Origin of the sequence: Absicoccus intestinalis, assembly GCF_033971885.1 — a bacterium.
Classification (GTDB): Bacteria; Bacillota_I; Bacilli_A; order Erysipelotrichales; family Erysipelotrichaceae; genus Absicoccus; species Absicoccus intestinalis.
In genome coordinates this window covers 1-11,535 of sequence record NZ_JALBUS010000030.1, presented here as the reverse complement: position 1 = coordinate 11,535, position 11,535 = coordinate 1, and the positions used below count along the sequence as shown (strand labels likewise).

The window sequence follows — 11,535 nt, the reverse complement described above, 5'->3', positions numbered from 1 at the left end:
GATTATCTGCCATGGTGCAGTGATATAAAGACAATATGTAAATAAACCCGTTATGATACAAATAACTGTTTGTTCACAACGGGTTTTGTTTATAACATCATAGACACTGATTTATCTGACGCTTACAGTTTTGCTATCATGAAAGTACCAGTTCATCGTGATGATGTCGTGGATGCCAACATTTGTGGTTCTGGAGCTGATCTAATGATCACTAAAGATGTAGCCAAAGCTTAATACATATTTCAATATACTCTTCTGTCTTAGGGAAGTTTTTATAAGGAATTCTCTTTTTTTATGAACAAAAAGCCAGAGATGATATAACTATCTCTGACTGCATTAATTTATAGGAATAAACCTCCAAGCTTATATCCTAAAAAGAGAAGAACTGCAAATAATACGACACCGATTATATTTACAAAAATTTTCTGTTTTCTTTTTGTCATATAATTATTAGTTTTCTTTTCCGCTCATTCTAACAAGGACTTTTCCTTTGTTAAAGTAGGTTTTACTAGCTAGTTCTTTTGGAACTTCTTCAGGCTCCATGATTTTTACAATGATGTCATCACAATGAATTTGATCATGTGATAATAAATTGATAGCGCGTTGTGTTGTGTGTGGATTTACAAAACTTGTTTTTATAACTAATTCTTTTTGGAATGCATTATACTGATTAAATACAGGAGGATTATTAGGATCGCCTAATCCAAATAAAACAACAGTTGCCCCTTTTCCAGCATATTCAAAAGAGTTTTCGATTGTATTTTTTAAGCCTACACATTCAATGACATGTTGAACGTTCTCAATACCAGCATCTTTGACTACTTGATTGACATCTTGTGTGGTTGGATCAATAAATAATGTAGCACCTAATTTCTTTGCAAGTGGTTCTTTTTCTTTTACAGGCTCAACAACAATAATATTTGAAGCACCAGAAATTCTAGCAAGTTCAACCATCATGGATCCGATAGATCCCATACCTACAATAAGTACAGTATCACCTGTTTTAACTTCTGCCAAATCCATGCCATGAATACTACAAGATAATGGTTCTGTCAAAGCAGCATGTTCCATAGATAAGGAGTCTGGAATTTTATATACATTCGATTCAGGAGGACAAATATATTCGGCAAATCCTTTGACTACACCACGTGAATTTTCGCATAAATGGGTTTGTCCGTTTTTACAATAATAACAATGACCACAACTCCAGTTTGGATCTGCAACGACACGGTCACCAACTTTGAAACTTGTTACTTTTGAGCCTACATCCACAACTATACCGCTTGCTTCATGTCCTAATACTACAGGTGGAATAACAGGACGTGATCCACCCATCCCATTAAATTTGTGAATGTCTGTTCCACAAATACCACAATAACTTACGGCAATTTTCACACAATCTTCTCCCATTGGTGGTTCTTTAAAATCAGATACTCTTGCATCATGTTTTCCAAAATATATTACAGCTTTCATTGATTGAAGCCTCCTTCTGGTTGCGTTATAACATAAAAAAATCTTGAAAATAAAGAAGGTGGAAGCATTATGAAAAGGATTTTATAAAATGTATTTTTTATATGGAAGTTGTAAATGTTTTCGTTTACAAACGCTCACATAGAATAAAAATTTAGATATAATTGTGCTGAAAAAGGTGAATAGAATGAAGAATCAAAAATATAAACTTAGCGGAAAAAATATATATAGAGATGCACGGGGAAGAGCTATTTACTATGTACCAAAAGAAAAGCGTGCTTATCAAATTAAAGAAGATCAGGAAGGATTGTTTCAAACTTTACAACTCCGATATTATATTGTTTTAGTAATTGGATTGTTAATTTATTTTACAATTGTTCCGAATTTATTGATTTCTATTGTCGTACCATGTATATTGCTTATATTTTTGGAATATGAATATCGAAAGGTATTAAAAAATTCTGTGCGAATAGAAAATTATAATATGAAAAAAAATCATACAAAAAAGTATGATATCGATGAGAAGGATGTAGAAGAAACGAATTCTTCTTTGATTGCCAAAATGATGTTTTTCATTGTTATTGGAATATTATTGATTATCAATTCCTTTATTTCAAAGGATATTGCATCTTCCAGAATAGCAATGTTTGGTACGTATTTAGCTGCTGTAATATCATTTTATTTTGGTTATAGAATATTTAAAATGTATCACTATAAAAATCATTTATAAAAATATAAAAATCAGTTCTATCCTTGTTTAATGTGAGATTTTTCATATTAAATGATTGGTAGAACTGATTTTTTTATTCATATAAAGCCAGATATTCTGTGATTGTACGTGTGATTATCATTAAAGACAGTCTAGAAGTTTGTGACATGATAGATGTATTTACAATGTTTTCTGTATGTCCAATTATTGTGATATCCGATATACCCTGTAAACTTGTACCTTCCTTACAGACACATGTAACAACTTTTGCTCCTGTATGTTTAGCCCGATTGGCCATGTCAAATAAAACCGGTCTAGTATTTAAAGTGGTGATGATAAATACTAAATCGTTTTGTTTTACTAGATTACTACGTTTTAACCAAACTTCATCAGCCATGAGGATTGGGGTATATCCAAGCATTAAGAGTTGTTCTTGGAATTCTTGTGCAACCATGGCGGATGATCCAAGTGCACACAAGATAATACGATTTGCTGACTTTATAAAATCAATAACTTTTAATATATCTGTTATTACAATATTGTCTATGGTATACATGCATTCACGGTATGATTTAGCTAGTATCTGATTGACGTTGCCAATATCTTCGTTTTTCTTTTCATGATCATCTTCTGAGGGAGATTTATTGATTGAGATGCTATAGCGTAATTCAGAAATTCCACCAGAAAATCCCATTTTCTTAATAGCACGAGATACGGTTGCCGTTGATGTAAAAGTACGGTTGGCAATCATTGTAATTGAGAATGATTCAACTTTGTTTTCGTGAGTTTCAATATAGTCAATAACTTTTTTTTCGGAATCAGACAATTCACGATATAAATCTGTATTTAACATTAAAGACATGAAATGAAAACTCCCTTTCTAGGATAAAATCCAATGTAATGTGTTGAATTAAACGAATAAACACTAGGCATAATGGAATCGATAGGCCAGTTTTAATTATGCAATTCAATTCATAATTGTTATACATAATATATAATAAAACAATTAAAATTTCTATTTTGAGAATAGTAACCGGCTTGTAAAAATATAGTACATATATGTCTGAAGTTAAGGATTGAATCACATATATCATCTATATCATTGACAGGATATTTTGTAAAGGTTTTCAAAAACTGGAAAATCCGCCAAAAATATGAAAAGGAATTGAATGAAATCGTATTCCAAAGATGGAAATGATTCATTATGATATAAACGTAGATCGGAGAAAAGAATTCTAAAGAAGGGAGGAAACAAAATTAGGTATATACAATCATTAAGAAAGGTTAGCATGTACTTAATGATTGTCGAATAAGAATTTTATTTCTCCCTGTATACATAATAACAGAAAAGGAGACAGAAATTTATGATTTTATCAGCAATTTTAGTAGCGTTGCTGGCAACAGGTAGTCAATGGTGGTTCAATCATTTGATTACAAGAACTTGGTTATATCCATTATGGTCTGGTTTCTTAGTTGGAGTGTTCATGGGACAACCAATCTTAGGAATGAAAGCAGCAGCTTATATTCAATTAACTTATTTAGGATGGATCACAGCAGGAGGATCTATGCCTGGAAACTTGATGGTTGCAGGTATTTATGGAACCGCTTTGACAATTATTTCAAAAGCAGATCCACGAATGGCTGTTACATTTGCAGCTGCATTATCGTTAATTGGTATTGTACAGAATACAGCGTATATGACAATCAATGCATTTTGGGTACATCGTGCTGATAAATATTTGGAAGAAGGTAACTTAAGAGGTGTACGCCTGATGAATTATTTGCCATCTGGAATATTGTCCTTATTATTGTATGGTTTACCAGTATTCTTGATGATTGTGTATGGAGCAACCTGGTCACAAAATATGATTGCTTCAATCCCTAAGAGCTTAGCGAATGCTTTAAACTTAGTTGCATCTATTATGCCAGCTTTAGGTATTGGTATGTTGTTGAACTACATTGGAAAGAAAAAACTTATTGGTTTCTTCTTCTTGGGTTTCTTCTTAACCGTGTACTTCAAATTGGATACGATGGCTTGCTTCGTCTTCGCATCATGCGTTGCCGCAGTTATGTATTACTTCCAAAATGATACAGAGGAGGCAGAATAATTATGGCAGAACATCATTTGACACATAAGGATTTAGTTAAGGCTTGGGTATTGTCCTATTCAAGTGAAACTTGTTATAACTATGAACGATTACAGGCTTTGGGACAGACGAACCAGATGATGTCTGTAGTCACAAAACTATATGATACCAAAGAAGAGCAAGTTGCTGCGTTAAAGAAATACATGGAATTCTTTAATACTGAACCTTCTTGGATTGGTACTGTTATTCATGGAATTACGATTTCGATGGAGGAGCAGAAAGCAAATGGTGCAGCTATTGAAGATGAAGATATCATCTCTTTACGTACTGGTTTGATGGGACCTATGGCAGGTATTGGTGATACAGTTTCTCAAGCTGTTGTTTATCCAATTTTAGCAGGTATTTGCTGCCAATTTGCATTGCAAGGAAATATTGCAGGACCTTTGCTATTTGAAATTGTATATAAAGCATTGATGATTTTCTTTGGATATAACTGCTTCATGATGGGTTACAAACAAGGAAAACAAGCAATTGTTTCATTGTTGCAATCTGGAACCTTGGATAAGATCACAGAAGCATTTAGTATCATTGGTCTCGTTGTTGTCGGAAATATGGCTTATTCTCGTGTTGCTGTTAAATGTCCGCTAACGTTCAGATCCGGTGAAGTAAAAGTTGTTGTTCAGGATATGTTTGACACCTTGTTGCCTGGTGCTATTCCATTAATTATAACTTTGCTGGTATGGCGTATGGTAAATAAGAAAATGAATCCTACTTTGATTATTTTGATCATCTTTGTATTTGGTATTGTTTGTTCATATTTAGGAATTTTATCGGCAGCATAAATATAAAAGAATTAATTAAGCTATGATATTACCTCATATGAATGTCATAGCTTGATTATTTAAAGGAGGATCAGAGTGAAAGAAGTGAAAATTTCTCCATCAATCATGTGCTGCAAGGTAGAAGAATTTAAGCCATATCTTGATTTATTTGCAAAAGTAAAATTAGATAGTATCCACTTTGATGTAATGGATGGGCACTTTGTTGATAATGTGATGTTGGGAGTTACAACATATAATGATGTAAAACGATTAAGTGATTTACCAGTGGATATGCATTTTATGTGTACCAATCCAGAAAAATTTATTGATATGTATCATATTATGGCGGGAGACAAAATTTCTTTTCATCCAGAAACGACATATCAACCATACAAATTGCTACAATCCATACATGAACATGGTTGTAGTGCTGGCTTGGTATTGAATCCTGGGACACCATTGGGATATTTGGAAGAATGTATTGATTTGATAGATTATGTAACTTTAATGACAGTAAATCCGGGTTTTGCTGGACAGAAGATGGTTCCGTCAGCACTCGAAAAAATTGAACGAACTCGAAAATTATTAGATGAAAATGGCAAAGAGAATGCTGATATTGTAGTAGATGGTAATACAACCATGGTAAATGCTAAAGCAATGAGACAGGCAGGAGCTAATGTATTTGTTGTTGGTACTTCAAGTATCATTACAGGATTGGATAGTTTTGAGGAAAATTATCATAAATATAAAACAGAATTGGAAGTGGTTGATTCGTGATAGGACTAGTATTTGCTGGACATGGTAAATTTCCAGAAGGATTGCGTAATAGTACAGAAATGATATCTGGAGAAATGTGTCAAACAGAAGTAGTATCACTAATGCCAGAAGATGATCCTTCATCCTATGGTAATCGGCTAGAAAAAGCTGTAAATAGAATGGATACAGGAGATGGAGTTCTGGTACTAGCTGATTTAAGAGGAGGAACACCGTTTAATCAAAGTTTAATGTTATGTCAAAAAAAACATATTTATATTGTTGTTGGTATGAATTTACCATTGGCATTAACGGCAAATTTGAATCGAAACGAAAATACTACTCTTGATGAATTAGCTCAATGTTTGATAGATGCTGCACCAGACAGTATAGACTTAGTGAAATACACTAACGAGGGGGAATAATATATGGAAAAAAATTTATTGTTTGTACGTATTGATGATCGTTTAATTCATGGACAAGTCATGACATCGTGGATGAAAATCATGCCTGCTAAGCAAATTATCGTTGTTGATAATAAAGTGGCAAAAGATGATTTTATGCTTTTTGTATTACAAAATGCTGCACCAAAAGGTGTAAAAGTAATTGCGCTAACGGAAGATGATGCAATTACTAAGGTAAAAGAAGGGCTTAAAGTTCCAACGTTCATTTTAGCAAAAACACCATTGAGCTTGAAACCTTTAGTTGATGCAGGTTTAGATATTAATGAGATCAATGTTGGTGGAATGGGAATGAAGCAAGGACGTGAAAAGTTATATAAAAATATTTCTGCTTCTGAAGAAGAAAGAGAATGCTTTAAGTATTTTGATGAAAAAGGAATTCGTGTATATATTCAAATTGTTGCAACTGCAGCAGCAATTGATGTGAATGGATTGTTAAAGTAAATGGAAAGTGTGAACAAATGAAAGCATTGAGTTTATATGCAGTAAATGATTTTCGACTAGTAGATTTACCGGTTCCAGAACCGAAAGGAGAAGAAATTCTTTTAAAAGTTGGAGCTTGTGGAATTTGTGGTTCGGATATTCCTCGTGTATATAAATTAGGTACTCGCGTCAATCCTGTCGTTTTAGGCCATGAATTTGCAGGTGAAGTAGTTGCTGTTGGTGATCAAAAAGATAATGATTTGATTGGAAGAAAAGCGGCCGTTTTCCCATTGATTCCATGTAAAAAATGTGATTCTTGTGAGATTGGAAACTATAATCAATGTCAGAATTATGGATATTTAGGATCTAGAAATAATGGCGGTTTTGCACAATATTGTTTGATTCCTTCTAGATGGCATTTGGTATTAGCGAATGATGATGCTAATCTTGAACATTTGGCAATCACCGAACCGGCTTGTGTTGCGCAACATGCAATTCGTAAAGGCCGCGTTACTGCAGGTCAAACAGTTGTTGTTTTAGGTGCAGGGCCTATTGGAATTTTGATTGCACGATGGGCTAAACTTTTTGGCGCTAGCCAGGTTGTATTGACCGAAATCAATGAAGAAAAAGAAGCTTTCGCAAAAGAAAGAGGATTGACAGTAATCAATTCGCTGAAGGAAGATGCTAAGCAGATTATTGATCATTTGACAAATGGTCGTGGGGCTGATGTCGTGATCGAAGGAACAGGATCTTCTGGAGGAATCAACGATGCTTTACAAATTGTAAGATATGGAGGGAATGTAGTTTGGATGGGAAATCCATCAAATGATACCACGATAAAATTACAAAATCATTCTACATTATTACGAAAGGAATTGAATATGTATGGTATCTGGAATTCAGCATATTCAAATACACCAATTAATGAATGGAAGTATACGGTAGAAATGATTCAAAATGGAAAGTTGAAAGTAAATGATTTAATTACACATACCGCAGGTATACAGGATATGCTAAAGCTTTTTGACCAAATCCATGACCATGAAATTACTATATGTAAAGCAATGTATAGCGCAAAGCTAGATAAAGAGTAGGAGATTTAAAAATGGTCAAGTATAAATATGATTTTACACAGTTTATAAATGAGCACCAAAGCGAAATTTTTGGTAAAGAAAAGAATTTTCTTGGCCATTTATATGTAAATAAATACAAAAAACAAATTAATGCGTTAAATATAAAGATGAATGAGGTTATAAATGCATATGGAACAAAAGATAAAAAATTTTTACTTGGCCTATTTTCCATGGCAATTAGCCAAATTAATAAAACGATAAAACCCAATGTAAAATTATATGAAGATGATTTCTATGCGTTGTTTGATAAGGAGTAGATATTGGATTCAAATAAAGATATAGTGCTTGATGAATTAAATAGGGTATTTGAAACTATTGATAATTCTCAAGTTGATCAGATGGTGGAGATGATTTGTGGGGCAAAAAAGGTGTTTTTTGTTGGTGTCGGACGTGTATTACTCATGCTGCAAGCATGGGAAAAACGATTGAATCATTTAGGAATTGATGCCTATTATGTTGGTGAAATTAATGAACCAGCCATCACTCCGGATGATATATTAATTGTTGGTTCTGGGTCCGGAGAAAGTATTTTTCCACTATCGATAATTAAATTAGCGAAGAAATATGGAGCCCAAACGATTCATATTGGCTCTAATAGCGAAAGTTCAATGAAGCCATATGAAGATTTGTTTGTTCGCATTCCATGTCAAACCAAACTATATTTAAAGGATGAAATACATTCAAATCAAATAATGAGTAGCTTATTTGAACAGAGCTTGCTACTTTTGGGTGACATGGTTGCTATGAAAATTGTACAGAAAAAAGGTATTAAAGATTTACATTTGTTGTGGAAAAAACATGCAAACTTGGAGTAGGATAATAAAAATAAAATGATGAAAGCTAGTGTTTTACATAGTATAGATGATTTAAGATATGAAGATGTTGAAATACCCACTATCGGGAATGATGATGTATTAGTGAAAGTAAAGGCGTGCGGAATTTGTGGATCAGACGTTCCTCGGGTGTTAAAAACGGGAACATACCACTTTCCAACGATTCCAGGCCATGAATTTGGTGGCCAGATAGTAAAAATTGGAAAAAATGTAGATTCAAAATGGTTGAATAAAAATGTTGCAGTTATTCCATTAATTCCTTGCCATGAATGCAATCAATGTGAAATTGGAAACTTTCAATTGTGTACAAATTATGATTATTTAGGGTCTCGGAATGATGGTGGTTTTGCAGAATATTGTCGAGTTCCTAAAGATAATTTAGTTTTAGTGCCAGATGGGGTAGATTTTGAATGTGCTGCTATGTTAGAACCGATTACGGTAGCTCAACATGTAGCATCTAATATCGGTATACATTATGGTGATGATGTTGCTGTATATGGATTAGGCGCAATTGGAATCTTTATTGCACAATGGGCCAAAGCGATGGGTGCCAATCATGTATTTGCGATTGATTTAGATTCTAAAAAGGTAGCAATTGCAAAAAAAATCGGATTGACAGATGCGATTTGTTCAAAGGAAGTTGATCCTAAAAAAATTATCTTTGAGAAAACCAATAAGCAGGGAGTCGATTCTGTTTTTGAAGCGAGTGGATCTGAATTTGTATTTAATGAGGCTATATCATTATTGAAACATAATGGTAAACTAGGGCTAGTAGGGCGTCCTATAAAACCTCTTCAAATCCAAGTAGATACTTTTGAAAAGATTTTAAGACGTCAAATTACGATTAAAGGTACATGGGCTTTTGAAATGAAAAATACCCCTCATAATGCGTGGGATATTTCATTAGAAGCACTGCGAGACGGAAAGATTGTTGCTAAACCAATAATATCATCTAGATTACCTCTTTCTAAAGTTTATGATGGTATTCGTATCATGGCAGATCATACAGAGTTCTTCTATAAAATCCTAGTGGAACCTGAATTAGACGAATAAAAATGATTAATAAAACTAAGTAAATTGCAAAGTGGAATATTAAGTAAGATAATATTCATAAATGGAGGATACTTATGATAGGAATGATTATTACTGGACATGGAAATTTTGCTTCTGGATTAACTTCAAGCGCAGAATGGTTCATTGGTAATTTAGATAATTGCGTAACAGTTGATTTTCATATTCAGGATGCCCCAGAGGTTTTTTATGACCATCTATTGGCAACGGTTGAATTTCTAAGCTATTGTGATTCTATCATAGTGTTATCCGATTTAGTTGGTGGTGTGCCTTTTCAGTTAAGTGCTCAAATTGCTAATGAAAAGAAAAATATGCAAGTTGTTGGTGGAACCAATATGGGCATGCTCATTGAGATTGCTGTAGCTCGACAAGAAGAAGGCATGACCGTTGAAAAACTAGCTGATATTGCTGTGCAAATTGGTCAACAACAAGTTGCAAAATTTAATTTTGATGAAATGAAAGATGACGAAGATAATAAAATTTGAGGAAGCTTAAGGGCTTCTTTTTCTATAAAAGGAGATATTCAATAAAAATGAAAGCGTGTATTTTAGAAGCACCGCATACATATAACATTAAAGATATTCCTGTTCCTGAGCCAAAAGATGGTGAAGTATTGTTACGGGTATTGACGGCATCTATTTGTGTCAATGATGTCAGGGATTATAAAGGAGATAATAATTTTTCATATCCACATATTGGTGGACACGAATATTCAGCAGTTGTTGAAAAATTAGGCCCCAATGTGAATGAGAATCTAATTCATGTTGGCGACCATGTGATTAATAACACTACGGATGAATGTGGTATTTGTGATGATTGTAAGTTTGGTAATGAAAACATTTGTGACGAATTCACCAAAGGTCCCGCTTATTTTAATTCAAATGGATATTCTGGTTTCTTCGGATTTTCAGAATATGCTGTAGTAAAAGCAAGCCATATATACATATATCCAAAAGAAACTCCATCGGATATTGCAGCATTAACAGAACCATTAGCCTGTGTCATCAATAGTATCCAGCGTACGCCAATCAAAATGGGCGATGATGTCGTTGTTCTTGGCGGTGGTGCGATGGGATTGTTACATGTATTATGTGCAAAAAAACAAGGAGCACGAGTGATCGTTAGTGAAGTAAATCCAGAACGTGCAGCTTTTGCTCGTAAAATGGGAGCCGATGTAACCATCAATCCAATGGAATCGGATGCGGTTCAACAAATTAAGGATCTAACCAATGGTCGAGGCGCCAATGTTGTCTTTAATACCACAGCCATACCAGCTGTTGCTGCCCAAGCCATTGAAATGACCGCAAAAACAGGTTCCTGTAATATGTTTAGTTCGATTCATCCAAATGATCCCATCTTAGTGAATGCTGGACGTATTCATTCAAAAGAAATTTATGTAACGGGGACTCAGAATGGAACAAGAGAAACTTATCGTCGTGCCTTGAATTGTATTTGTAAGTCAATCATTGATGTGCGACCTTTAATTTCACGTGTATATAAACCTGATGACATCGTTGAAGCTCTGGAATATGCCGCAAGTCCAGAATCATATAAAGTATTGATCGAATTTTCAAAATAGGAGGGTCTATGTTAGCGGATTTAAATGAAGTATTTCAAATAGCGAATGAAAAAAAGATTGCCATTGGAGCTTTCAATGTTGTCAATTTTGAGAATATCCAAGCCATTCTAGAAGCGGCAGAAACCTTAAATATGCCAACCATCTTAGCGTTTGCTCAGACGCATGAAGAAAATGATGTAGCCTATCTAGAAGAGA

General features: G+C 33.9%; 15 protein-coding genes. 13 read left to right on the top strand and 2 right to left on the bottom strand.

The genetic code is table 11. From position 1 onward, the window contains the following. Window positions 1-450 precede the first annotated feature (450 nt). Window positions 451-1,473: a zinc-dependent alcohol dehydrogenase family protein gene (locus MOZ64_RS11465; protein ID WP_320326688.1), complete on the bottom strand. Its 1,023-nt coding sequence runs from the start codon at window positions 1,471-1,473 to the stop codon at window positions 451-453. A 184-nt stretch (window positions 1,474-1,657) separates the two neighbouring features. Between MOZ64_RS11465 and MOZ64_RS11460 the strand changes: the two genes are divergently transcribed. Then, window positions 1,658-2,200: a hypothetical protein gene (locus tag MOZ64_RS11460; RefSeq protein ID WP_320326687.1), complete on the top strand. Its 543-nt coding sequence runs from the start codon at window positions 1,658-1,660 to the stop codon at window positions 2,198-2,200. Between the two features lie 73 nt (window positions 2,201-2,273). On the opposite strand, the gene MOZ64_RS11455 is transcribed toward MOZ64_RS11460, so the two are convergent. Continuing rightward, complete coding sequence (locus MOZ64_RS11455; RefSeq protein ID WP_273344789.1) at window positions 2,274-3,041, bottom strand: MurR/RpiR family transcriptional regulator; 768 nt, start codon at window positions 3,039-3,041, stop codon at window positions 2,274-2,276. Between the two features lie 502 nt (window positions 3,042-3,543). On the opposite strand from MOZ64_RS11455, the gene MOZ64_RS11450 reads away from it, so the two are divergent. The 12 genes from MOZ64_RS11450 to MOZ64_RS11395 form a co-directional block, all read left to right on the top strand. Further along, window positions 3,544-4,287: a PTS mannose/fructose/sorbose/N-acetylgalactosamine transporter subunit IIC gene (locus MOZ64_RS11450; protein WP_320326686.1), complete on the top strand. Its 744-nt coding sequence runs from the start codon at window positions 3,544-3,546 to the stop codon at window positions 4,285-4,287. 2 nt (window positions 4,288-4,289) lie between these two features. Beyond that, window positions 4,290-5,108 carry a PTS system mannose/fructose/sorbose family transporter subunit IID gene (locus MOZ64_RS11445; RefSeq protein WP_320326685.1) on the top strand — a complete coding sequence of 273 codons (819 nt, stop codon included), beginning with the start codon at window positions 4,290-4,292 and terminating at the stop codon, window positions 5,106-5,108. 75 nt (window positions 5,109-5,183) lie between these two features. Continuing rightward, window positions 5,184-5,864 (top strand): ribulose-phosphate 3-epimerase, encoded by a 681-nt coding sequence (locus MOZ64_RS11440; protein ID WP_320326684.1) that lies wholly within the window; start codon window positions 5,184-5,186, stop codon window positions 5,862-5,864. After that, window positions 5,861-6,265, top strand: coding sequence for a PTS sugar transporter subunit IIA (locus MOZ64_RS11435; RefSeq protein ID WP_320326683.1), 405 nt, complete (start codon window positions 5,861-5,863; stop codon window positions 6,263-6,265). Before MOZ64_RS11440 ends, MOZ64_RS11435 begins: the two co-directional genes overlap by 4 nt. Before the next feature lie 3 nt (window positions 6,266-6,268). Further along, on the top strand, window positions 6,269-6,745 hold the full coding sequence (locus MOZ64_RS11430; RefSeq protein ID WP_128520361.1) for a PTS sugar transporter subunit IIB: 477 nt from the start codon (window positions 6,269-6,271) through the stop codon (window positions 6,743-6,745). Window positions 6,746-6,762: 17 nt separating this feature from the next. After that, window positions 6,763-7,818: a galactitol-1-phosphate 5-dehydrogenase gene (locus MOZ64_RS11425; RefSeq protein ID WP_320326682.1), complete on the top strand. Its 1,056-nt coding sequence runs from the start codon at window positions 6,763-6,765 to the stop codon at window positions 7,816-7,818. Between the two features lie 11 nt (window positions 7,819-7,829). Then, window positions 7,830-8,114 (top strand): hypothetical protein, encoded by a 285-nt coding sequence (locus MOZ64_RS11420; protein WP_320326681.1) that lies wholly within the window; start codon window positions 7,830-7,832, stop codon window positions 8,112-8,114. 3 nt (window positions 8,115-8,117) lie between these two features. Continuing rightward, window positions 8,118-8,672 carry an SIS domain-containing protein gene (locus MOZ64_RS11415; protein ID WP_320326680.1) on the top strand — a complete coding sequence of 185 codons (555 nt, stop codon included), beginning with the start codon at window positions 8,118-8,120 and terminating at the stop codon, window positions 8,670-8,672. A gap of 15 nt (window positions 8,673-8,687) precedes the next feature. Next, complete coding sequence (locus MOZ64_RS11410; RefSeq protein WP_320326679.1) at window positions 8,688-9,743, top strand: galactitol-1-phosphate 5-dehydrogenase; 1,056 nt, start codon at window positions 8,688-8,690, stop codon at window positions 9,741-9,743. Window positions 9,744-9,817: 74 nt separating this feature from the next. Beyond that, window positions 9,818-10,246: a PTS sugar transporter subunit IIA domain-containing protein gene (locus MOZ64_RS11405; RefSeq protein ID WP_320326678.1), complete on the top strand. Its 429-nt coding sequence runs from the start codon at window positions 9,818-9,820 to the stop codon at window positions 10,244-10,246. Window positions 10,247-10,293: 47 nt separating this feature from the next. Beyond that, a complete protein-coding gene (locus MOZ64_RS11400; protein ID WP_320326677.1) occupies window positions 10,294-11,340 on the top strand; it encodes a zinc-dependent alcohol dehydrogenase in 1,047 nt (348 codons plus the stop codon). 8 nt (window positions 11,341-11,348) lie between these two features. Then, window positions 11,349-11,535, top strand: a 187-nt coding sequence (locus tag MOZ64_RS11395; protein ID WP_320326663.1) for a class II fructose-bisphosphate aldolase, incomplete at its 3' end; no start/stop codon positions are given.

Coding starts and splice junctions, on each gene's coding strand:
- MOZ64_RS11430 (WP_128520361.1), top strand. CDS start 6,269: ATGGAAAAAAATTTATTGTTTGTACGTATTGATGATCGTTTAATTCAT.
- MOZ64_RS11445 (WP_320326685.1), top strand. CDS start 4,290: ATGGCAGAACATCATTTGACACATAAGGATTTAGTTAAGGCTTGGGTA.
- MOZ64_RS11420 (WP_320326681.1), top strand. CDS start 7,830: ATGGTCAAGTATAAATATGATTTTACACAGTTTATAAATGAGCACCAA.
- MOZ64_RS11460 (WP_320326687.1), top strand. CDS start 1,658: ATGAAGAATCAAAAATATAAACTTAGCGGAAAAAATATATATAGAGAT.
- MOZ64_RS11465 (WP_320326688.1), bottom strand. CDS start 1,473: ATGAAAGCTGTAATATATTTTGGAAAACATGATGCAAGAGTATCTGAT.
- MOZ64_RS11400 (WP_320326677.1), top strand. CDS start 10,294: ATGAAAGCGTGTATTTTAGAAGCACCGCATACATATAACATTAAAGAT.
- MOZ64_RS11450 (WP_320326686.1), top strand. CDS start 3,544: ATGATTTTATCAGCAATTTTAGTAGCGTTGCTGGCAACAGGTAGTCAA.
- MOZ64_RS11455 (WP_273344789.1), bottom strand. CDS start 3,041: ATGTCTTTAATGTTAAATACAGATTTATATCGTGAATTGTCTGATTCC.
- MOZ64_RS11405 (WP_320326678.1), top strand. CDS start 9,818: ATGATAGGAATGATTATTACTGGACATGGAAATTTTGCTTCTGGATTA.
- MOZ64_RS11410 (WP_320326679.1), top strand. CDS start 8,688: ATGATGAAAGCTAGTGTTTTACATAGTATAGATGATTTAAGATATGAA.
- MOZ64_RS11425 (WP_320326682.1), top strand. CDS start 6,763: ATGAAAGCATTGAGTTTATATGCAGTAAATGATTTTCGACTAGTAGAT.